Annotated in this window: 16 protein-coding genes; 8 read left to right on the top strand and 8 right to left on the bottom strand. The window is 56.1% G+C overall.

Annotation, left to right across the window (positions count from 1 at the left end; translation table 11 throughout):
- Positions 1–31 precede the first annotated feature (31 nt).
- The 4 genes from MDG893_RS00975 to MDG893_RS00960 form a co-directional block, all read right to left on the bottom strand.
- Positions 32–982, bottom strand: coding sequence for an alpha-L-glutamate ligase-like protein (locus MDG893_RS00975; RefSeq protein WP_007151833.1), 951 nt, complete (start codon positions 980–982; stop codon positions 32–34).
- A complete protein-coding gene (locus tag MDG893_RS00970; protein WP_007151832.1) occupies positions 982–2,496 on the bottom strand; it encodes an inactive transglutaminase family protein in 1,515 nt (504 codons plus the stop codon). The genes MDG893_RS00975 and MDG893_RS00970 overlap by 1 nt, the downstream gene beginning before the upstream one ends.
- Positions 2,493–3,290, bottom strand: coding sequence for an ATP-dependent zinc protease family protein (locus MDG893_RS00965; RefSeq protein ID WP_007151831.1), 798 nt, complete (start codon positions 3,288–3,290; stop codon positions 2,493–2,495). Before MDG893_RS00965 ends, MDG893_RS00970 begins: the two co-directional genes overlap by 4 nt.
- Positions 3,291–3,444: 154 nt before the next feature.
- On the bottom strand, positions 3,445–3,831 hold the full coding sequence (locus MDG893_RS00960) for a hypothetical protein (protein WP_040474187.1): 387 nt from the start codon (positions 3,829–3,831) through the stop codon (positions 3,445–3,447).
- A 366-nt stretch (positions 3,832–4,197) separates the two neighbouring features.
- On the opposite strand from MDG893_RS00960, the gene MDG893_RS00955 reads away from it, so the two are divergent.
- Positions 4,198–5,673: a DNA recombination protein RmuC gene (locus MDG893_RS00955; protein WP_208855158.1), complete on the top strand. Its 1,476-nt coding sequence runs from the start codon at positions 4,198–4,200 to the stop codon at positions 5,671–5,673.
- A gap of 5 nt (positions 5,674–5,678) precedes the next feature.
- Positions 5,679–6,539 (top strand): hypothetical protein, encoded by an 861-nt coding sequence (locus tag MDG893_RS00950; protein WP_007151828.1) that lies wholly within the window; start codon positions 5,679–5,681, stop codon positions 6,537–6,539.
- Here MDG893_RS00950 and MDG893_RS00945 read toward each other — a convergent pair.
- Positions 6,530–7,549, bottom strand: coding sequence for an AraC family transcriptional regulator (locus MDG893_RS00945; protein ID WP_007151827.1), 1,020 nt, complete (start codon positions 7,547–7,549; stop codon positions 6,530–6,532). The two genes, MDG893_RS00950 and MDG893_RS00945, sit on opposite strands and share 10 nt — an antisense overlap.
- Positions 7,550–7,726: 177 nt before the next feature.
- On the opposite strand from MDG893_RS00945, the gene MDG893_RS00940 reads away from it, so the two are divergent.
- Positions 7,727–8,845: a CaiB/BaiF CoA transferase family protein gene (locus MDG893_RS00940; RefSeq protein WP_007151826.1), complete on the top strand. Its 1,119-nt coding sequence runs from the start codon at positions 7,727–7,729 to the stop codon at positions 8,843–8,845.
- A 119-nt stretch (positions 8,846–8,964) separates the two neighbouring features.
- Positions 8,965–11,613 carry a penicillin acylase family protein gene (locus MDG893_RS00935; RefSeq protein WP_007151825.1) on the top strand — a complete coding sequence of 883 codons (2,649 nt, stop codon included), beginning with the start codon at positions 8,965–8,967 and terminating at the stop codon, positions 11,611–11,613.
- A 133-nt stretch (positions 11,614–11,746) separates the two neighbouring features.
- Here MDG893_RS00935 and MDG893_RS00930 read toward each other — a convergent pair whose 3' ends face one another.
- Both MDG893_RS00930 and MDG893_RS00925 read right to left on the bottom strand, forming a co-directional pair.
- Positions 11,747–14,635 (bottom strand): hypothetical protein, encoded by a 2,889-nt coding sequence (locus MDG893_RS00930; protein WP_007151824.1) that lies wholly within the window; start codon positions 14,633–14,635, stop codon positions 11,747–11,749.
- A gap of 295 nt (positions 14,636–14,930) precedes the next feature.
- The gene (locus MDG893_RS00925) at positions 14,931–15,704 is read right to left on the bottom strand and encodes an enoyl-CoA hydratase (protein ID WP_007151823.1); all 774 of its coding nucleotides are present in this window, start codon (positions 15,702–15,704) and stop codon (positions 14,931–14,933) included.
- A gap of 196 nt (positions 15,705–15,900) precedes the next feature.
- Between MDG893_RS00925 and MDG893_RS00920 the strand changes: the two genes are divergently transcribed.
- A complete protein-coding gene (locus tag MDG893_RS00920; RefSeq protein ID WP_007151822.1) occupies positions 15,901–17,415 on the top strand; it encodes a fumarate hydratase in 1,515 nt (504 codons plus the stop codon).
- Between the two features lie 13 nt (positions 17,416–17,428).
- On the opposite strand, the gene MDG893_RS00915 is transcribed toward MDG893_RS00920, so the two are convergent.
- On the bottom strand, positions 17,429–18,883 hold the full coding sequence (locus MDG893_RS00915) for a protein adenylyltransferase SelO (protein ID WP_040474185.1): 1,455 nt from the start codon (positions 18,881–18,883) through the stop codon (positions 17,429–17,431).
- A 115-nt stretch (positions 18,884–18,998) separates the two neighbouring features.
- Between MDG893_RS00915 and MDG893_RS00910 the strand changes: the two genes are divergently transcribed.
- Genes MDG893_RS00910 through MDG893_RS00900 form a run of 3 tightly spaced genes read left to right on the top strand, consistent with a single transcriptional unit; the run spans position 18,999 to position 22,011 of the window.
- Entirely contained in the window at positions 18,999–19,946 is a 948-nt protein-coding gene (locus MDG893_RS00910) for a hypothetical protein (protein ID WP_157132720.1), read from the top strand.
- Between the two features lie 11 nt (positions 19,947–19,957).
- Complete coding sequence (locus MDG893_RS00905) at positions 19,958–20,761, top strand: HAD-IIB family hydrolase (protein WP_007151819.1); 804 nt, start codon at positions 19,958–19,960, stop codon at positions 20,759–20,761.
- 29 nt (positions 20,762–20,790) lie between these two features.
- Positions 20,791–22,011: a glycosyltransferase family protein gene (locus MDG893_RS00900; RefSeq protein ID WP_007151818.1), complete on the top strand. Its 1,221-nt coding sequence runs from the start codon at positions 20,791–20,793 to the stop codon at positions 22,009–22,011.
- Position 22,012: the final 1 nt, after the last annotated feature.

The following is a 22,012-nucleotide window of genomic DNA, read 5'->3' as shown; positions in this document are numbered from 1 at the left end:
CCCCGGTTTTTTTGTGCCTGCTATTCGAGGTTCAGATTTGAGACGTGAAGGTGTCCATGGCGAATGCGGCCCTTTCTTCCGGGGTAAAGTGTGTTCTTCGGAGGGCTTCGATCTGTCTCAGGCGCGGTAGCAGCCCGCGACCATTAGCCATCTGGATAGCGAGGCCTGGGCGAGCATTCAGCTCAAGCAATAAAGGCCCTTCATTGACATCCACCACCAGATCGACCCCCATATAACCTAGCCCGGTAGCTTCATAACACCGCGACGCCATAACCAACATCTCCTGCCAGTCATCAATCAACAGGTTCTCCAGCGCAAGACCAGTGTCGGGATGCAAGGTGATGGGGCGATTGAATTGCACTGCGTTCAGGCTGCGGCCGTTGGCGATGTTGAGACCAACACCAACGGCGCCCTGGTGCAGGTTCGCTTTGCCGTCCGAGGCCTTTGTAGCCAGCCGGAGCATGGCCATCACGGGATAGCCCTGAAAGACAACGATACGGATGTCTGGTACGCCCTGGAAAGAGTATTTCGCCAGTTCAGGAATGGATTCCACCAGGTTCTCTACAATCGCAACATCGGGCGTGCCGGCCAGTGAGTAGAGCCCGGCAAGAATGTTGGACAGGTGTCGCTCAAGGTGACTCGAGGATACCCGCGAGCCCGATGCCTTGATGTATTCGTCATCGTCCCGGCCGGTGATCACGGTAATCCCTTTACCCCCGGAACCTTTGGCCGGCTTGATGGCAAAGCCATCCAGGTCCTCTGCCATTTCCCGGAAATGGGAGATTTCGTGTTGCTGGCGAACGATCTGCAACAGTTTGGGCGTGCGAACGTCGTACTCTGCGACAACAAGCTTGGTTTTCAGCTTGTTGTCAACCATCGGGTATGACGAGCGACTATTGTACCGCGCAATGTAGTCAACATTGCGCCGGTTCATATTCAGCATGCCCAGTTGGTTCAGTTTGAAGGGCGAGATCCAGCCCATCAGCTGTACGCCTTCATCGGGTAGAAACGACGGAGCTCGGTCAGCTTATAGCCGGTGTATTGTCCCATCAGCAGAATGATCCCCAAGACCACGAAATGGAGTTCCGGGAAGTTAAATGTCAGATGACTGGCCAGGGGCGCGCTCATGATAAGGAAGGCACAGACCGCCACAAACAAGCTGCCGGCACCCTGTACGAACACCTCTCGGGCGCCTTCCTCTTCCCAGAGTATGGACATACGTTCTATCGTCCAGGCGATAATCACCATTGGGAAAAAGGTGACGGTCATACCCGTATTAAAGCCCATTTGATAACCTGCGATGCTCAGTCCGGCCGTGATAAAGATCACAAGAATGATAAGCGCTGAAATTCGAGAAACCAGCAACAGGTTGAGGCTCGACAGGTAGCCGCGCATAAGCAGGCCAATGGCCACCACGGAAATAAAGGCTATCAGCCCCGGAATCAACGTTGTCTGAACGAATGCCACGGCGATCAGTATCGGCATGAACGTGCCGGACGTTCGTATGCCGACGACAATACGCATAAAGGCCACGACAAGTGCCCCGAGGGGAAGCAACAGAAGCATTCTGAACATGCTCTGTTCCTCGATGGGGAGCTGGTAAAGACTCAGGAAACCGAGACCATTCTCGCTGGATTGGGCCTGCGCCAACTGCAGCGCCGGGATGGTTTGCCGAAGCATGGAGAAGCTAACGTCTGAATTGTCACCGCCGACAATATCCAGCAGGGAAGCCGCTGCCTGTCGCCAAAGCAGAACGTGCTCTGGAAGCCCCTGTTCCGCTGTGCGGGGGTTGAAAGTCAGCCATCGAGCCCCGTCGTAGATCTGCAGGAACGGACGAAGTTGCTGGCGTCGTCTCGCATCCTCCAGCGCCAGGCCGTCTGCCGTCCGGGCGGGAATACCGGCATGGTTGAGCATGCGTGTAAGCAGGTCAATGTAGTTTGCTTCGGACACCAGTAGAGTGGTGTTCTGGGCACCCTGGTCGGGCTGGAGCAGTTTAATCAGTTCCCGAGTCATGCTTTCAGGTGTGCTGGAGCGTTCAGCGGCCTGTTGTAACAACTCTTCTACGGCCGTTGCCTGTGGTTCTTCCCAGAATACGGGTTCAGGTTTGGGCGGTCGTTTGGGTTGGCTGCCCAGGGCTCTGTCATCAGGGATCAGTTGAACCTTGAAGTAAAGCGTCTGGGGGCCGCTGACGTTGCGCTTGGACCACTCAGCCCGGCGTTCACCAGAGTCATCTACAATAGAAAAGCCGTATCCGGGAGATGCAGCCTGCTCTGAAATAATGCGGAATTGGGGGGGCTGATCGGGGATGTTCAGGCTGGCGAGTACGGGTTCGCCAGTGCCGTCGAAGTCGACACGGGCTTCGACCATCCAGACGGGTTTTTGCTCCCCAGTAAACCAGGGAATGCCGAGCTCAACATGCCGCCAAATGGCGATAGAGATCCCCGCTGCAATAAGAAGGAGGATGGCGAAAAAAAACGGAATGCGTGAACGGCTCACGGTTGGCCCCCGTTTTCTTCGGCGGGCAGCTTATCGGGCAGTTCGGTGGCGAACTCCTTGCCCACATCAATCAGCATGACGTCCCTCAAAATGTTGCGGCCAACCAGCACCGTGTGCGAGAGATGCTCTCTGTTGGTCAGTGTAAACTCAGCCTGTTGCCGGTGGTTGCCAATCATGAACTGTAGTTCCACAACCACGCGGCGCTCTGATTCATCGGTGCTGGATTGGATAATCCTGACCCGGCGTGAGATTTCCCTCTCCAGCGTCACGAAGTCGTCGGCGCCGGGGACCGGAACGTCAAATCGTACCCAGTTGTTACCATCTCTTTCAAACCGGGTAATGTTCCTGGCATCCAAAGAGGAGGTTTCCGCTCCACTGTCAATGCGAGCGTCGTAAATCAGGCCAGGGCCAGCAAGATAGAATTTCTCCAGCTCACCAACAACAACCTTGCCCTTGAGTCGGTCGGCCCTTCCATCGCTTTTGGAACCAGACTGCCCCGCTGTGCAGGCCTGCTGTTTGGGGGTAGGAGGGCAGGCGGGTTTCTCGACTTGTTCGGTGATGGCATCGAGGATGGTTTTCGTGGATTCCTCATTCAGGCGGGTCAGTGCCTGGAAGTTCTCATCCGTTCGGTTCTCAAGGCGAACGACTTGTTCCCCCTGATTAATAACGGAGCTATTGAGTGCTTCAAGGTCCTGCTTCGGCACCATAAAGTAACGATCCGCAGTGCAGCCGGTGATGAGTGATATCACAAGGCCGGCCGCAGCCAACTTTCCAAACTCTGAACGTATAGACAAGATCCGAAACCCCTGAATCCACGGCTTTGATACTTTAATTACAGAGTGCTGCAAGGATAATTCGGGTGTGCTAGAACAGCCACTTGTAATCACAGGCCGGCAGTATACAACAACATAACTGTTGAGTTGGTTTACAGATCATTAACGGCGGGTATTATTTTCTTCCAGATGCCTGGGAAAGGAAGTGGTTCTCGGCAAGGACCTCTTCGGAGCGAAGATATTCCTGCACGACGGGGGAGCAGTTCAGGTAAAACAGCAGCAGTTCTCTCTGGACATCCTGATCCTGAATACGGGAAGCGAAGTGAATCAGGTCACGGATGGATTCGTCCCCATTGTTCTGAAAGGTCCTGCCGTAGCGCCCCTTAAGGATGCCGGTCAACCGTTCCAGGTGGAATTCCCCGGTGTGGGTCATATGGGGAAGCAGGCGGAAGCCGCCGTGGCAGGCTTGAGTGCCGGGCTTGCGGTATTCACGGCCTTCCACGTCCGAACACCCGGAATGGGAAAATTCAGATCCCAGTTTTCTCCATAGCTCTTTGAGCATGTTGAATTCCTGTCCCTTATACTGCTCCTGGACCTTGGTACCTGGCAGCAAACCAGCCATTCTGTCGGCAATCAGGCCACATTCACCGTTTTAGATGATATTACGTTCCGAGTCCAGAGCCGGATGCTTTGGGTCGGGAAATTTGCCAATTGGTCCACTAGAACTACTGATTGGCAAACCTTTGACGGGGGGCCGAACAAAAAGGTTCCACCAATACGGTAAACTGTTGTTCTTTCGTAATGTTTGAGTCAGTTATTAGAGGAGATCGGGGTGCCCGAGGCAATCATCGAGTTAGTGGGGCGTAGGCCGGAAACCGTTACGTTGCTGATTTTGCTGGTGCTGGCGCTGTGCTGTCTGGTGTTTTCAATGGTTAAGGGTAGCCGTGCCAGCTCCGCACTGCGGGAGCTCGAGTACACACGGGCGACGGACGAGCAGCGCCTCCATCAGCTTGAAGCTGCTCTCGAAAACAGCAAAGCCGAGGCGGAACAGGCCAGCCTGGACACCGAACACTGGCGACAGCGTGCGGCAACCCTGGAAAATCGCGTGGCCGGGCTGGAATCCGAAAGTAAGGCGCGGCTGGACCGTATAGGGCAACTCGAAACCGAGAGGAAGTCCCAGCAGCAGCGCGCCGACGAACTCTCCCGCGAGCTCGGCGACGCCAGGGTTGCCCAGCGTGAACAGGAAGTAACGCTGGATAAGGAGCGCCGTGCAACCACGGAGAAACTGGAGTTGTTGGAGCGCAACCGTGATGCGTTGAAACAGGAGTTCGAGAATCTTGCCAATCGTATTTTCGAGCAGAAAAGCGAGCGCTTCAGCCAGCAGACTCGTACCAGCATCGACACCCTGCTGAACCCTTTCCGGGATCAACTCCAGGACTTCCGAAAACGGGTAGAGGATGTCTATACCACCGAAACGCGGGATCGGCAGGCGCTAAGGAGTGAGATCAAGTCCCTGCAGGAGCTGAATCGCCAGATCACGGAAGAAGCCTCCAACCTCACGAAGGCACTTAAAGGGGACAAAAAGATCCAGGGCAACTGGGGCGAGCTGATTCTGGAGCGCGTACTGGAACGCTCCGGTTTGCGAAAGGGTATCGAGTATGAAACTCAGGGCAGCTATCGCGATGATGACAATCAGTTGCTGCGCCCGGATGTCATCGTTCATTTGCCGGACAGCCGAAACCTGGTGGTGGATTCAAAGGTGTCTCTGCTGGCATACCAGCAGTGGGCAACGGAAGAGGACGAGGCTGCCAGGGAAGAAGCCCTTCGCCAGCACGTTGAGGCGGTGCGTAATCATATTCGCGCTCTGAGCGAGAAGGATTACAGTCAGCTTCACGGCCTGCATTCACCGGACTTCGTGTTCCTTTTCATGCCCATTGAACCGGCCTTTGTGGCAGCATTTCAGCAGGACGAGAACCTATTCGCAGAAGCATTCGAGCGAAAGATTATTGTGGTTACACCGACGACCTTGCTTGCGACCTTGCGAACCATTGAAAATATATGGCGATACGAGCGTCAAAGCCAGAATGCGCGTAGGATTGCCGACCGAGCCAGTGCAGTGTACGACAAGCTGCGGGTGTTTGTTGAAGCGATGGAAAAGCTGGGCAGCCAGTTGCATACCGCGCAGGGGACCTATGATTCGGCGATGAATACGCTCACCCGTGGTCGCGGCAACCTTATCTCGCAAGCCAACCGCTTTGTGGAGTTGGGTGTTCGTGTTAAAAAAGAACTCCCGAAAGCGATTTTGGATCAGGCCGAAGTGGACGCCGATGGTGTTGATGACGCCAGAGATCCGGTCGAGCCCACGGTGGACGAAGACGCCGCCCGGGATAATCAGCAGGAGTAAACAAGATGGTGAAGATAACCCGAGTCGGGCGTCGTTCAGTCAGTGGTTTTATGGTGGCATCCCTACTGATGGCCGGTCAGGTTAGTGCCCTTGAGCCCAAACACGAAACCCGTCGATTAATGCTTGCCACAGAAGAGGCCGTTTCCGCAGAGAGCTGGGGCGAGGCGGGGGAGTACCTGAATCGCCTCCAGCAACTTGAGGGGGAGAAGCCGGCGAACTATTTCTATTTTCGCGGCCGCGTGATGCTGGAATCTGATCACTACAACGAGGCACAGGCAGCGTTGGAAAAGTACGTCAGCCTGGCCGGTAGTGAAGGCGAGCACTACACCGACGCCCTTAAATTGATAACCAATGTGGAGAAAGCCCGTCAGCAAGAAGGGGCGAATGCCAACAATAACGGCGCCGTTGACCCGGCACCAGTGGCCATTATCGAACCGTCAAACGAGCAATCGCTGGGGAAACTCCGGGAACTCTACCTGGCGGATTCAAACGCCGATGCATTGGTGATTCATGCCAATACGCTCCTGGATGTCGCTGGTTGGCGTGAAGATCAGCGAATCTTGAGGCTGGACCGCCCTGCCGATGTGTCGTACCGGATTGAGAGGCTGAACGACACTATCAGTATCCAGGAGTCCCGACGAGAGCCCGGTGGCCGTGTTGTCAAAACGACTGAATCCATGGGTGTTTTCGGAGTTAACCCGCAGATTGAATGGAACTGCGAGAGTTCAACCGCCAGTTGCTGGATTTACGACCCGCGAGATGGCTCGCGGTTGATGAAGCTCAGCCCGGATCGCGAGCGGGCCGAAGAAATTGCCCGCACCCTTGGCCGCCTGATTCGCACCATGCAGAGCCCCAATCAATCCTGAAGCTGACCTCGCTCGCCTTCGCGATAAGCACCGGGAGTGACCCCCGTCCACTTCTTGAAGGCGCGGTGGAACGTTGAGGGTTCGGTGAACCCGACCCGAAAGGCAATATCGTTGATCGGCAAGTCAGGCCGGGACAGGTAATAAATGGCCATGTCCCGGCGTAGCAGGTCCTTAATCTCCTGAAAGGAGGTGTTTTCCTGCTTCAGCCGGCGGCGAAGGGTCTGAGGGCTGGTGTGAAGCTCCGTCGCTATCCATTCGAAATCGGGCAGGGAGCGCGCAAAATCCCGTCCAATCAGTGCACGGATACGTCCGGTGAAGGTGTTGCTCTCGTCCGGGCGTGACAGCAGGTCGGCCGGTGAAGTTTTCAGGAACTGCCGCATTTCCGGCTTGTCGCGTATCACGGGTGCCTGCAGAAAACGCTTGTCGAACGTCAAGGCAGTTTCACTGGCTTCGAACGACAGTGGGCAATGGAAGATATGCCGGTATTCGTCGCCATGGGGCGGTCTGGGATAACTGAATTCCGCCTTTAGCAGCTCCACCGGTTGCCCGATCAACCAACTACCCAAGCGATGCCAGATGACCAGTATGCTCTCCCGGAAAAAGTGCATAGGGTCGTTGATGTCCCCTTCAATCGCCGTTACCAGCCGGGCCGTCTTGTCTTCCACTTCCAGTTTCATGGTGACCATGGGCTCGAACAGGCGGCAAAAATCAAACGCCTGGCGATAGACCGCCTCAAGATTGGGGCAGTCGATAACCAGCGCGCACATGGTGGCAAACGTGCCGGTACGGCAGCGGCGCGGGCCCAACCCCATAAACTCATCGTCCATTGCGTTCCAGGCAGCCTGCATCAGCCGGCTGTACTGGGTGCTGCTCACCCGGGCCATTTCGATCTTCAGCAGGTCCGGAGAAATTCCGGCTTCGCGCAGCAGTGTATGGGTATCAATCCCCGCTTTTTCGGCCCCAACCAAGGCGGCTTCCACGAAGTGCCTGGAAACGGTGAGTTCCGACATATCATCCTTTATCCTTATTGAACGAAACCCATCATAAAACCCCTTGGGTACAATGCAACCATCACCCTTGTGCCGCAGTGGAAGAAATAGTCAATTGGAATGATGGAACCGGCAGTTGGCCCCGCAGGGAAAACAGGGCAGCATCGGGGTTGTCCCAAAATAGAGAAGGAGGTTTGCATGCCCGGCCCACTGAGCAACCTGAAGGTTCTGGATTTCAGTACCCTGCTGCCAGGCCCTTACGCCACCATGCTGTTGGCGGATATGGGGGCGGATGTATTGAGGGTGGAGGCCCCTGGTCGTCTGGACCTGACCCGTGTGATGCCGCCGCTGGAAGACGGCGTCAGCACGTCCCATACTTTCCTGAACCGAGGCAAGCGATCCCTTGGGCTGGATTTGAAGCAGGAGGGCAGTGCTGACCTGGTCAAGCAGTTGGTGGCAGAATACGACGTAGTGGTTGAACAGTTCCGACCGGGTGTTATGGACCGGCTCGGGATTGGTTATGAAACCCTCAAAGCCATCAACCCCCATCTTATTTACTGCGCGATTACCGGCTACGGCCAGACGGGCCCCTACAAGGATCGGGCAGGGCATGATATCAACTACCTTTCCCTGGCCGGTGTTTCCAGTCACTGCGGCCGCCAGGAGAGTGGCCCTCCACCGATGGGTGTCCAGATAGCCGATGTGGCAGGCGGCTCACACCATGCCGTTATGGGGATACTGGCAGCTGTGATTCACCGTCAGCAAACAGGGGAGGGGCAATTTGTCGATATCAGCATGACCGACGCCGCCTTTGCTCTCAATACGATGGCCGGTGCAGCAGCCCTGGCTGGCGGGCAGGAACAGAAGCCGGAAGGCTCCATGCTCAACGGCGGCACCTTTTATGATTACTACCAAACCAGCGACGCCCGGTGGCTGTCTGTGGGCAGCCTTGAGCCGCAGTTTTCCGGTCGGCTATGCGATGCATTGGGCATTCCTGACATGAAGAGCTTCGCTCTGAGCCAAAACCCTGAGGACCAGCGGGCTATCCGAGAAGCGTTGAAAGCCACCATTGCGCGGAAAACACTGGCGGAATGGCAAGACGTCTTTGCGGATGTTGATGCGTGCGTGGAGCCGGTGCTGAGCATCTCCGAGGCAGCGCAACACCCGCAAATGAAAGCGCGTGACATGGTTATTGATGTGCCAAACGGGAACGGGGGGACCCAAAAGCAGATTGGCCACCCGATCAAATTCAGTGTAACGCCCTGTGAAAGCCGTTATATCGGCCGAGCATTGGGTGCCGACAATGGCGATTTCTGAAGCCTCCAGACAAAAGCTGAATGGTTCGTCAGTCCTTAGCTAAAGAACGGGTTGTCTGCTAATTTGTGAGAGTGAGTCATCTTTGGCTTACCCATAACAATCACAATGGACGAATCACTATGAAATCGCTTCGCAAACCTTTCAGGAGCGCAAACAAAGGCGCGTTGAAAGCTGCCGGGGTGGCGCTGGCCAGCAGCTTTCTGATTGCAGGATGTTTCGACGGAAGCAGTTCCTCTTCCGACTCCGATAGCTCGGTGAACGAACAGCTGTTCCCGGCGGACGGCAAATTTGAGGCAACCATAAGGAGGACCACCAACGGAGTTCCGCACGTAAAGGCGGACAACCTTGCGTCAGTGGCGTTTGGTGCTGGGTATGCCCAAACCCAGGATAATGTTTGCCTGCTTGCTGAAGCCATCGTCAAGGCCAGGAGTGAGCGGGCCAAATACTTCGGCCCAGGGCCAGGTGACATCAATATCATTAACGACTTCAGCTATAAAGCGCAGAAGATTCTCAGCGGAGCCGAAGAGGAATATCCCAATCTGAGTGCGGAAACCCGTGCCATGATTGAGGGCTTCACCGCTGGCTACAATAAATACGTGAACGAAACCGCCCCAGGAGACTTACCGAGTGAGTGTCGTGATCAACCGTGGGTGAAGGAAATTACGCCGGTGGATCTATTCGCTCACTACCGCATCGTTGGTCAGTATGCCAGTGGCGCTCTGTTTGCCACGGGAGCTGTATTTGTTGCTGTACCCGATGGCGAATCACCTCTGCCGACGCCGGTCGCAAGCGTAACTGGCACTGAGGGTAAAGAACAGCAGAATGATCTGAAGCGTATGGTGGCGAATGCTCATATAGGCGCCTCAAGCCAGACCGATTTTCAGGACATCGGCCTTGGCAGTAATGCCTGGGGTATTGGCAGCAATATGTCGGAGCAGGGCAAAGGTGCGTTGCTGGCCAATCCACACTTTCCCTACACGGGGCATCGCAGGCTTTACCAGGTCCAGTTGACTGTTCCCGGGTATCTGAACACTAACGGCGCAGGCTTGTTGGGCACCGCTATTCCATTGATCAATTTCAATGAGAATCTGGCTTGGTCTCATACTGTAACCACCAGCCGTCGGTTCACGCTTTACGAACTCACACTCAAAGATGGTGATGATTTCACCTATGTAAAGGATGGTGTGGAAAAGCCGATAACCTCCGAAACCTATCAGGTTGAAGTGAACACCGGAGGGCCGACACCGTTGGTGCTGGAGAAAACCTTCTACTTCTCTGAGTATGGTCCCATGCTGGCAGCGGACGCCGTCACTGGTGGGGCTCTCCCGGCCTGGGGTGCCAACGGAACAGCATATACTTACCGGGATGCCAATGCCGGTACGGAAAAACTGCTGGATACCTGGTTGCAGATGAGCAGGGCATCCAATCTGGATGAATTCCAGGCTGTCTTTGAAAACTGTGGCACAACGTTCTGGACCAACACCACCTATGCCGACGACCAAGGCAACGCCTACTACATCGACAGCAGTTCCGTGCCAAACCTCTCCGGTGCAGCGCTTGCGGTGGTGGACTTCAAGCGTGCAGTCAATGCCGGATACAATCAGTTGTTCAACAATGGCCTGACCCTGCTGGACGGCAGCAAATCCCGCGATGATTGGGTTGAAGGTAAATGCAACGGCCTCGTACCGTTTGAGCAACGCCCCCAGATGGTCCGTAAAGATTGGGTTCAGAATTCCAATGACAGCTATTGGTCGACCAACCCGGATCAGTTCCTGACGGGATTCTCGCCGCTCTTCGGTTCTGAGGAGACACCGCTCAATCCGCGGACTCGCATCGGGATCTCAATGCTGCAGAATCCGATGGATGCCGGTTTCGCTGATCGAGCACCGGCGGGTCAGGATGGAAAATTCGGGGCTATTGATCTTATCGAAGTCATCTACAACAACCGTACTTGGTACACGGATATGTTCCTGGCGGAGCTCAGGTCTCGATGCACAACGATCGGAGCGACCCCCGTTAATCTGTCCGCTGGAGGTACGCGCACCGTCAATACGGCATGTGACGTGCTGCAGAGCTGGGACGGTGTTTACGACACCGACAGCATCGGTGCTCATGTATTCAGGGTGTTTATTGCTAATTATCGGGAGGACTTCGGGACGGATCTGACTGTGCCGTTCGACGCAGCCGATCCCGTCGCGACGCCGTCAACCCCTTCGGCATCCAACGCCGGAACTGCTGACGATACGATGTTGATTGCGCTGGCGGATGGTCTGGAGGCTCTTGATTCCGTCAATATTGCCTACGACTCACCTCTGGGAGACGTTCAGTACTACCAACCCACAGGTGGTGTTCCACCTGGCGGCACACCAACAACTCTTGGTAATCCGTTTCCGTGGCATGGTGGGGATGGTTCCATTGATGGTGCGTTTAATGCGATTGGTGTAGTGACAAGCCCGGTTGCAGAAGACACGGTTTTTCCGAGGATTGCTCCTGAAACGATCTCCAACACTGCAGGGCTCTCCGACCAGTCTGGTGAGGGCTGGCAGATGGCCAGAGGCACGAGTTGGCATTTCGGCTTGGAGTTTACAGAGCAGGGGCCAGTGGCCTACGGGCTGACAAGCTACTCGCAGTCGTCTGATTCAGATTCAACCCACTTCAATGACCAGAGCCTCCGGTATTCTGAAGAGGACTATCGCCAGTTCTGGTTTGATGAAGCGGATATCGAGGCCAACCTCCTGGCCAACGGCGAAATAACGATTACCAATTGATAGTGTTTGCAAAGGAGGGGAGATAGTACGAGCGCGGGCAAAGTGAATTTGCCCGCGCTTTTTATTGTGCTCATGGAAACCAGGGAACAAAAAAGGGGTGGCTTCCGCCACCCCTTTTTTACGACTGAAGCTCTCAGTCTTGTTGCACGATCTCTGTGATATCCGGATCCGCGCCGGCGTCGGGAATGACCGCCGTTCCCATTGCGCCAATCACGGTGGCGGTTTGGGTGACCATTTCCGTGAACACCCTTACATCCAGCTCCCCACCCTGAGGCAGGACAGGCGTGCCGTGAGTCCCGGCGAGATAGCGGGTGATCGCAGCATTGTCCAGAGGAATTGGTGTTCCGCTACCAGTCACGGCCGTTGCTCCCAGAAGTTCCGCGAACGGCTCAGTACCCGACAGGTAAGCGTCAAATGCTTGCCCCAGAGGGTTGGCCAGAGGGTCGTTCGGGATAACCTGGTCGCCGTTTACCTGTGACAGCAGTACCGGGCTACCGGAGGCATTCAGGCTAGCCGCAAAGTTGATTGGGTCTGCGGAGTCTAGTGCGGCCTGGAAGACATTGAAGAATGTTTCCAGGTTTGCGTCACCTTGCTCAAGACCGGCTGCGGCCTGGAGCCCGCCCAGAATCTGAGGGGCGAAGGCCGGAGAGTTCTCAAGCAATCTGACGATGCCAGCGCCCGGAGTAAGAAGTTGTGCGGCAACGATGTCGTCGTCCGGGTTGCTGCTCTCATTGGCAACCGCAACAAACGGTGCGCCGACAATGGTGCCCAGAGAGTGGCCTGTGAAGTAGACACTGCTTGCGTCGAGATCGGCGCCTGCTGTGCCATCAAAGTCCAGCCCGCCGAGGGAGGCACGAACGTTCAGCAAGTCCACAATGGCCTGACGGTTCTTATCACGGGAGTTCGTGAAGTTAGTCAGGTTGATGAACAGGCTTCCGGATTCACCCGAGGTCGCGGTCATTGCCGTTGGCATATTGGCGGCATTTGCCGTGAAGTCGAAGTGGCGCTCATTCTCGGTTTTAGCGATACCGGGAACTGTGGAGCCGGCGTTTGCGACGGTGTTCTCAAAGGATCGCAATGATCGGATCGCCGCGTCCAGAAGCGGTGCCTGAGCTGCTGGAGCACCAAAGTCTTCGGTTGAACCACCACCGACCACCGCAGTTACAATAGTGTTAGCTGTCGCTGCATCCACACTGAGCGCGCCGACCGTAAAGCCTATCGCGATCTGGCCCGCGATCACAGCATCAATGTTGGCTTCTGAGGGGGCCAGAGAGGCAGGTAATCCGCCTTCCTGTCCTGAGGTCAGCAACTGCTCAGCCAAACCTTCCTGCTCAGTTGTGCTAAATGGAGTAACACCATGGAGCGGCTGGTCAATAACGACAACGGCCACCTGAGAGTTATGAGCCAATGCACTACCGAAGGTCAATGCAGCACTACGGTCAGTGGTAATACCATGCATATACATGACGGTTTCCAGCGGCGTACTGCCATCGTAGCCGGCCGGATAGAAGACCATGATCGGAACTGTCACTTCCTGGGTTTCAGCCGGGAACGGGAAGCGATAGTTTACAACCTGGCTGACGGTCGGATCTGATTGGGCCAGTGAAACGCCCAACTGATCTCCGGCAGCCGCAGCCAGAGCGGCATTGGCCGTCCAGCTCTGGGTGTTGATAACGGAGCCTTCTGCGTCGGAAGAGCCGGTCGGCACGCCGAGATAGTAGGGGAGATCGATCGTACCCTGAACCAGATTCACTTGCCCGAAGTCCACAAACTGGCTGGCCACGGCAGAGACCTGAGTTACGTCTTGCGGTGCGCCAAAGCTAGCAGTAGAGCTTTGGTCAGTTGGTGTCGGCAGAAGGTTGGCCATTGTAAAGGCGCCAACGAGCGCATCTGCTTGACCATCTGCCGTTGCATCGGCTGCAGCCACGGCATTGTTGCCGATGGTGTTGAGCGCGAAGAAGTCGGATTCTCCGCTTTCACGTGCGTCAGAAACCGCGCCAAAGCGAACCGAGCCAAGGATGGTTTCCTTGAAGAAGGCTTTCGGGTCAGCAATGTACTGAAGAACGCGCTGATCGTTGGAGGTTGTGAAGCTGTATGAAACTGCGATGTCGTCTTCTGTAAGCGTGTTACCCGGACGTGCCTGGTTTGGGACGCCAAAGAAGCTGGCGGCGACCTTCTCCCAGAAGCCATCAACGATGCGGCGTACCGGTGCCAAAGCAGTCGGGTTGCCCAGAACCGCATTGGGATCAGACACGTCTGTATACAGCGGTGAGCTGATGATCGGATCGCCGTTAACGTCCAGCACTTCCTTCGTCACGACAACAAGGTAGCGTTTGAACGGGTTGAGCGGCTTGGTTGGGTTGATTCGGATGGCTGAGTCGCCGTCCAGAGTTACGACCTCAGCGACATAGTCCGGAGATTGCGCAAGGCCTCCCAGATACGCACCTGCCTGTGCCTGGTCGCGGCCACTCAGGTCCTGAGGTGCGGCGCCGGCGGCAACTTGTGCGGTGATGGCCAGAGGAATGGTCGGTGATTCACCTGCACCGAGACCTCGGACGGGGTCGCCGCCTGCGTATTGGAGTTCAATCAGGAAAACGTTCTGGTTCGGGTTTGGAATCAGACTGGTTGGGTCGGTCGGGTCCGCAAAAATAAAGGCCCTTGAGTCCACGGAATCTGCATCAATCCGTCCGTTAAACTGAACCACTGGCGGTGCAACCGTTGATGCGCCGCTGAGTTGATTTAACGCAGTTGTTACGGGCGGCGAAGAGTCAGCAACGCTAAACGAACCATCGGCTTCGCTGATCGTCGTGGCCGGGTTGTCTGAACGGAATATCAGGTCATTTGGTATGGGCAGGTCACCTGTGACCGGGTTGAACAGTGGCCAGGTTTTACCATCAAAGTTGGGGTTACTGATCTTATAATCGGGATTCGCGTTACTGGACCCGGAACCAGCGCTGTCAAAGCAGCCTGTCAGTCCAACGGAAGAAGCCACGGCAAGACTTATTAGAGTTTTCTTGAACATGGGTGGAACCTTTTCCTGTTGTTGTGTCGTTATGTTCGGCAGCTGACGGGGCCGGTCTGGCCCGGTAAACCCGTTGTCAGTGGCCTGGTTTGCTTAGCTGTTGTCTGAAATTCTGGCCAGCGCTCTGTGCCTGATTTCTGTAACTCTGACTATAGCGGCAGTAAAGCAACAGTTGATCGCTCTAAAGTGTGATTCTGACCATTGGGAGCCTACCCGCACGGTCGGAGTTTGGCTTCATTGAAAAATAGTTGGCCCCGGGACGTTTGTCGAGTCTTTCGGGGCAGGGGTAGCCAGCCTAGCTGAAGCTTGAAAAATCCGGTTTTCGCTTTTCCGTGAAGGCTTTGATGGCTTCGGCATTTTCCGGTGACTTCAGGCGTTCTGCGAAGAGTTTACCTTCGGCCAGCATGGCGGCTTTCAGCTCATCGCCGCCGGCCCTGTTTAGCAATTCACGGGTGGTGCGGATGGCTGCCGGGGGCTGGGCTGCAAGCCGGGTACAGGCTTCCAGGGCCGTGGTTTCAGTTTGTGACGGTTCGCACACCCGGTTGATCAGACCCATACGCAGAGCATCTTCGGCTGTAAATGCGCCGCCCAGCATCAACAACTCTGCAGCGCGTACCCGGCCGAGCCAGGAGGGTAACAATAGGCTCGAGCCGCCTTCCGGGCATAGGCCGAGATTGGCAAAAGGCATCTGGAAGCGGGTGTTGTTGCCGGCAAATACCAAATCGCAGTGCAGCAGCATGGTGGTGCCAATGCCCACGGCCGGGCCGTTTACTGAGGCTATGATCGGTTTGTTGGTGCTGGCCAATAAGAGCAGGAACCGTCCTACAGGGGTGTCTTCAAACTCGCCGGGCAAGCCTGCGGCAAAATCACCCAGATCATTTCCAGCGGTGAAACACTCATCGCTTCCGGTGTAGAGAATACAGCGAACGTCGCTGTCGTCGCGGGCCTGTTCAATCGCATCACCGAGGGCGGTGTACATATCATGGGTGAGGGCGTTTTTGCGGTCCAGACGATTAATGCGGACGATTAGAATATGGTTCTTTTTTTCAGTTAAGACGAGGTCGGTCACGGTGTCTCCTGCTGTTTTTATGTCGAAGATACCCGCGATGTTACATTTTTTCGTGCCCGTTTAGGCAACTTTGTCGTTAAAAACCTTCGCGCCGGGGTTGGTCCCTCGGTTTTGGATTTTCTGGTAAACTTCCCGCTTCCTTTATTCGACAAGTTTATAACCCCTAACTAGACAAACCAGACCTGATGAGACGCCTATGACCACCGTAATCCGCCAGGACGACCTGATCGAGAGCGTAGCGGACGCGCTGCAGTTCATCTCCTATTACCATCCGAAAGACTTTATTCAGGCTGTGCACGAAGCCTACAAGAAGGAAGAGTCCCAGGCGGCCAAGGATGCCATGGCGCAGATTCTGATTAACTCCCGCATGTGTGCTCAAGGCAAGCGGCCACTGTGCCAGGACACTGGTATCGTTACCGTTTTTGTGACGGTCGGTATGGATGTGCAATGGGACGCCGACATGGCGCTGGACGATATCATCAATGAGGGCGTTCGCCGGGCCTACATGCACCCGGACAATGTGCTGCGTGCCTCTATCCTGGCCGATCCGGACGGCAAGCGCACCAATACCAAGGACAACACACCTGCCATCATCCACTACAAGATTGTGCCGGGTAATACCGTGGATGTGCATGTGGCTGCGAAAGGCGGTGGTTCCGAGGCCAAGTCGAAATTCGCCATGCTGAACCCATCGGATTCGGTGGTGGACTGGGTGCTGAAAATGGTGCCGCAGATGGGCGCGGGCTGGTGCCCGCCGGGTATGTTGGGTATTGGTGTTGGCGGCACCGCCGAAAAAGCAATGGAATTGGCCAAGGAGTCGCTGTTGGACCCGATCGATATCCATGACCTGCAGGCCCGTGGTGCCTCCAATCGTTCCGAGGAGCTACGTCTGGAACTGTTCGACAAGGTGAATGAGCTGGGTATTGGTGCCCAGGGACTCGGCGGCCTGACCACGGTTCTGGATGTGAAGGTGAAAGACTACCCGACCCATGCCGCCAACAAGCCGGTGGCGATCATTCCCAACTGCGCGGCCACCCGTCACGCACACTTCGTTCTGGATGGCTCGGGCCCTTCATTGCAAACTCCGCCAAGCCTGGAAGACTGGCCGGAAATCACTTGGGAAGTGGGCGACAGCGTGCGTCGTGTCAACCTGGATACGGTCACACCGGAAGACGTGAAAGACTGGAAACCGGGCGAGACCGTGCTGCTCTCCGGCAAGATGCTGACTGGCCGCGACGCTGCCCACAAGAAGATGGTGGACATGATCGAGCGCGGTGAAGAGCTGCCGGTGGACCTGAAAGGCCGTTTCATCTATTACGTCGGCCCGGTCGACCCGGTGCGCGAGGAAGTGGTTGGTCCCGCAGGCCCCACCACCGCTACCCGCATGGACAAGTTCACCCGCACCATGCTGGAGAAAACCGGCCTTACCGGCATGATCGGCAAGGCCGAGCGCGGTCAGGTGGCCATTGATGCAATCCGCGAGTTCGGTGCGGTCTACCTGATGGCCGTTGGCGGCTCCGCCTACCTGGTTTCCAAAGCCATCAAGCACGCAGAAGTGGTTGCCTTCGAAGAACTGGGTATGGAAGCCATCTATGAGTTTGAGGTGGAAGACATGCCGGTAACCGTTGCGGTGGATTCCAAGGGCTCTTCGGTTCACCAGACTGGTCCCGCCGAGTGGCATGAGAAGATCATCACCGCCAAGGCGGTGTGATCCTCGCTCGAACTCACGAAGAACAACTGATACTCAGGTGCTTCCCCCAATCCGGGGGCGGCGCTGAGTATTGTTCGAATTCCGGCTGTTCGTCGAATGGTTTTTTAAGCACCTCCAGCAACTCTTTCATCGGCTCATAATCGCCGTTCTGTGCTTCCAGAATCACCTGCTGCGCAAGATAGTTCCTCAGAATGTACTTCGGGTTCACCTTGCGCATATGGTATTCCCGCTCGTCATGGGCGCGGGTTTCGGATTGCAGGCGCTGTTCATACCGCTCGATCCAATCATCCGCCACACTGCGGTCTACAAACAGGTCGCGGATTGGCGAAGAGCCTTTGGATGTCAGATTGGACAATCCCCGGAAAAACAGCGTGTAGTCTATATGGTGCTCGTGCAGCATGCTGAAGGTGTCCATGATCAGGCTGAGGTCGGATTCGTCTTCCTGGGCCAGCCCCAGCTTGTCCCGCATGTTCTGTAGAAAGCGTTCGTTGTAGGCAATCTCGTAACGCCTTAATCCACGCCGTACATCGTCCTCGTTCATTACAGGAAGCAGGGCATTCGCCAGGTACTGACAGTTCACGAACCCGGTGTTGGGTTGGCGATTGTAGGCGTAACGTCCGCCCTTGTCGGTATGATTGCAGATGTAACCGGCGTCGAAATCGTCCAGGAAGGCGTAGGGGCCGTAGTCAAAGGTATCCCCGATAATCGACATGTTGTCGCTGTTCATCACCCCGTGGCAGAACCCCACGGCCTGCCAGTCGGCAATCATCCGCGCCGTGCGCTCGACGACCTCCACATACCAGCGCTGGTAGCGTTCATCTTCCGGCAGACTGATCAGGTGAGGGAAGTGCAGGGCAATCACGTGCTCAATCAGCGTTTTCAGGGCCTGTTCGCCCTCATGATGCGCTGCAAACTCGAAATGCCCGAAGCGGATGTGCGTTTCCGCCACTCGCACCAGGGCCGCCGCCGTCTCAATCGATTCTCGCCGCACGGGGTCTTTCGCACTTACCATGAACAACGCCCGCGTCGTAGGAATCCCCAGCGCCGCCATGGCCTCACTGCACAGGTATTCCCGGATCGTGGATCGCAGCACTGCCTTGCCGTCCCCGAACCGGGAATAGGGCGTCATTCCTGCTCCCTTCAGGTGCCAGTCCCAGCGTCGGCCATCAGGGCCCACCGTCTCCCATAACAGTAGCCCACGGCCATCGCCCAGGTCCGGGTTATACATTCCGAACTGGTGCCCGGTGTATTTCATCGCCACCGGGTCCATTCCTTCCAGCAATTCCGTTCCGGCACCGATGCCGGTCCAGTCCGCAGGGTTCTGCGCATGAAAACCCATCGTCTTGGCCAGTTCGTGGTTAAAACACACCATCCGTGCGTCTTTCAGCGGCGTTGGCTGAACCCGGGTATAAAAACTGTCCGGTAGCTCAAGATAGCGATGTTCGACTTTAAAATGATTGCTGCTCATTGCATCAGTGTCCCAGACAACCCCGTTTGCCCACAAACCCAAAAACCACCGCCTATACTCCAATTGGTACAAAACCTGCAAATCCCAACACAAACCAAAAGGGAAACCGTCAACCGTGTCTTCACCCGAATTGACCAACACCATCCGTACATTGATCAAACAGGAATCCCTTCCCGATTCCTACGCTGACACCGTCAAAAAAACCATACTACCCTTGGCCCAACACCTTTACAGCCTCAAGCAGGCCCGAAAAGAGCCTATCATCATTGGCATCCATGGCGCCCAGGGCACTGGAAAGTCCACGCTGACTCTGTTCCTTCGGGAACTGTTGACCAATCATTATCGAATCCCAACAGCCAGCTTTTCCCTCGACGATCTCTATCTCACCCGTGCAGAGCGGGAACAGCGAGCAAGTGAAATCCACCCGCTGTTCATAACCCGGGGAGTTCCCGGCACCCACGACCTGGCACTGGGGCAGAACGTTATTGACCAACTGAAAGCCGCCCACCAGGACACGGAAACCGCCATTCCGGCGTTTGATAAGTCCCGGGACGACCGTTACCCGAAAGCGCAATGGCCTGTGTTCACGGGCGGGGCCGACATCATCCTGCTGGAAGGCTGGTGTGTGGGAGCCGCGCCTGCGGGTAGCGAAGAGGAATTGATGGAGCCGGTCAACGAGCTGGAGCGGTCTGAGGATCTTGAAGGCCTGTGGCGTCGAAACGTCAATAGCTGCCTGAAAGGCGAGTATGGCCGGTTTTTCAGCCAGTTTGACAGTCTGATTATGCTGCGCGCTCCCTCCATGGAGTGTGTGCTGGCATGGCGCACCCTACAGGAGCAGAAGTTGCGGGATCGTTCTTGGGTCGCACCAAAAGAGGGCGTTTTTTATGAAGGGACTGAAAACGAGTTACGCATCATGAGCCATGAGGAGATTGCCCGATTCATCATGCACTACGAGCGGATCACCCGCGCCAGCCTGCAAGAAATGCCGGCCCGCGCCGATTGTGTGATCAATGTCGGTGAAGACCACAGTTTCGGTGAACCGCTGATCCGTCAGCGCCAGTAGAGGACATTGCCATGCCCAAACCCCGACTGCTCCTGTTTTCCGATCTGGACGGCACGCTTCTGGACCACAACAGTTACGACTGGTCGCCAGCGAAGCCAGCGCTTGAGCGGCTGGCGGCATCGAACATCCCGGTGGTGCTCAATTCCAGTAAAACCGCTGGAGAGATACGGATGGTGCGAGAGCAACTGGGAAACACGGCGCCCTTCATTGTTGAAAACGGCGCCGCCGTTATCATCCCTGCGAACTGTTTTGGGCCGGGCCCTGAGCAAGTGCAGAGTTTTGGGGCACCCAGGGAGGAGGTGTTAGCACTGTTGAAGGAATGTCGGGCTGAGGGTTTCCAGTTTCGCAGTTTCGCGGATATGAGCCCGTCCGAGCTGGCCGGGCACGCCAAACTCTCTGAATCTGAGGCCGAGCTGGCGAAGGACCGCGCCGGTACAGAACCGTTGCTGTGGCAGGGAGACGAGGATTCGCTGGCCAGATTTCGTCAGAAACTGGGTGAGCATGACTGCCGGCTGGTTCAGGGCGGGCGCTTTCTTCATGCCATGGGCACCTTCGATAAAGCCGATGGGGTCCGTTTTTTGCTGGGCAAGTACAGGGAACACTTTGAGCAGGATCGGTTGGTTGCCATTGCACTGGGCGACAGCCCCAACGACCAACACATGCTGGAGGAAGCCGATATCGCGGTTATCGTTCGGGGCGTCCACTCAGAGAGCGTATCCCTGCCATCCCAGAGCCGGGCAATAAGGTCCATTAAGGCCGGTCCGGCGGGGTGGAACGAATGCGTGCTGAATCTTCTGATTGAGTACGGTTACTGAAACCGGGTACTAACCACAGGAGAGCCGCCATGGGCGACTTTTACCAGAACGGCATCATTACAACCCTTCATAACCTGTGCCGCCGTCCGGTGGAAGAGTTGGAGCGGGAGCTCATGGCGTTCCGCAAGGAGCGACCGATGTCGCTGGTGTTGCCATCCCTGTATTCAGAGCTTGAAGGCCCGGCCCTCAAGAACATTGTCAAAGAACTTGCCAAGGTGCCGTATCTCGAGCAGATCGTCATCGGCCTTGATCGCGCCAACGAGCAGGAATATCGGCATGCCCTGGAATACTTCTCCGAACTGCCCCAGCATGTGCGTGTGCTCTGGAACGACGGCCCCCGACTGAAAGCGCTGGACTTGCAACTGCGGGAGCAGAACCTGGCACCCACAGAGATGGGGAAGGGGAGGAATGTCTGGTATTGCTTTGGTTACGTGCTCGCCTCGGGCAAGAGCAAATCGGTAGCCCTTCACGATTGTGACATCCTGACCTATTCCCGTGATCTGGTGGCAAGGCTTATCTATCCTGTGGCCAATCCAGGTTTTAATTACATGTTCTGCAAAGGCTACTACGCCCGGGTAGCGGATGGGAAAATGAACGGCCGAGTCAGCCGTCTGCTGGTCACACCACTGATTCGTGCGCTGAAGAAAGTGTGCGGCCCCAGCGACTTCCTGGATTATCTCGACAGCTACCGGTATCCCCTGGCAGGGGAGTTCTCGTTCCGGACCGACGTCATCAACGACCTGCGCATTCCCAGTGACTGGGGGCTGGAAGTGGGCGTGCTTTCGGAGATGAAGCGCAACTACGCCACCAATCGCTTGTGCCAGGTGGATATCGCTGACACCTACGATCATAAACATCAGGAGTTGTCGCCGGAGGACGCCAGTCGCGGCCTCTCCAAAATGAGCACGGACATCAGCAAGGCCCTGTTTCGCAAGCTGGCCACCAATGGCGAAATCTTCTCCAACGAAAAATTCCGCACCATCAAGGCGGCCTATTTCCGCATTGCCCTCGACTTTGTCGAAACCTACCAGAGCGATGCGGTGATTAACGGCCTGAGCTTTGACCGGCACAAGGAAGAAAAAGCGGTGGAGTTGTTTGCCCAGAATGTCATGCGGGCAGGGGCCTACTTTCTGGACAACCCCATGGACACACCGTTTATTCCGAGCTGGAATCGCGTCACCAGTGCCATTCCGGATATCAAGCAGCAGCTTCTGGAGGCTGTGGAGTTGGACAACGAGGAGTATCGGTAGC

The organism is Marinobacter algicola DG893, assembly GCF_000170835.1.
In the GTDB taxonomy this organism is placed as follows: domain Bacteria; phylum Pseudomonadota; class Gammaproteobacteria; order Pseudomonadales; family Oleiphilaceae; genus Marinobacter; species Marinobacter algicola.
The sequence above is the reverse complement of the archived record's forward strand: the minus strand, read 5'-3'. Positions and strand labels throughout refer to the sequence as shown.

What these genes read in the sequence shown, in the direction of transcription:
- MDG893_RS00975 (WP_007151833.1), bottom strand. Translation starts at nt 982, where the DNA reads ATGGGCTGGATCTCGCCCTTCAAACTGAACCAACTGGGCATGCTGAAT.
- MDG893_RS00960 (WP_040474187.1), bottom strand. Translation starts at nt 3,831, where the DNA reads ATGCTCAAAGAGCTATGGAGAAAACTGGGATCTGAATTTTCCCATTCC.
- MDG893_RS00955 (WP_208855158.1), top strand. Translation starts at nt 4,198, where the DNA reads ATGGTTAAGGGTAGCCGTGCCAGCTCCGCACTGCGGGAGCTCGAGTAC.
- MDG893_RS00950 (WP_007151828.1), top strand. Translation starts at nt 5,679, where the DNA reads ATGGTGAAGATAACCCGAGTCGGGCGTCGTTCAGTCAGTGGTTTTATG.
- MDG893_RS00945 (WP_007151827.1), bottom strand. Translation starts at nt 7,549, where the DNA reads ATGTCGGAACTCACCGTTTCCAGGCACTTCGTGGAAGCCGCCTTGGTT.
- MDG893_RS00940 (WP_007151826.1), top strand. Translation starts at nt 7,727, where the DNA reads ATGCCCGGCCCACTGAGCAACCTGAAGGTTCTGGATTTCAGTACCCTG.
- MDG893_RS00935 (WP_007151825.1), top strand. Translation starts at nt 8,965, where the DNA reads ATGAAATCGCTTCGCAAACCTTTCAGGAGCGCAAACAAAGGCGCGTTG.
- MDG893_RS00930 (WP_007151824.1), bottom strand. Translation starts at nt 14,635, where the DNA reads ATGTTCAAGAAAACTCTAATAAGTCTTGCCGTGGCTTCTTCCGTTGGA.
- MDG893_RS00920 (WP_007151822.1), top strand. Translation starts at nt 15,901, where the DNA reads ATGACCACCGTAATCCGCCAGGACGACCTGATCGAGAGCGTAGCGGAC.
- MDG893_RS00915 (WP_040474185.1), bottom strand. Translation starts at nt 18,883, where the DNA reads ATGAGCAGCAATCATTTTAAAGTCGAACATCGCTATCTTGAGCTACCG.
- MDG893_RS00905 (WP_007151819.1), top strand. Translation starts at nt 19,958, where the DNA reads ATGCCCAAACCCCGACTGCTCCTGTTTTCCGATCTGGACGGCACGCTT.
- MDG893_RS00900 (WP_007151818.1), top strand. Translation starts at nt 20,791, where the DNA reads ATGGGCGACTTTTACCAGAACGGCATCATTACAACCCTTCATAACCTG.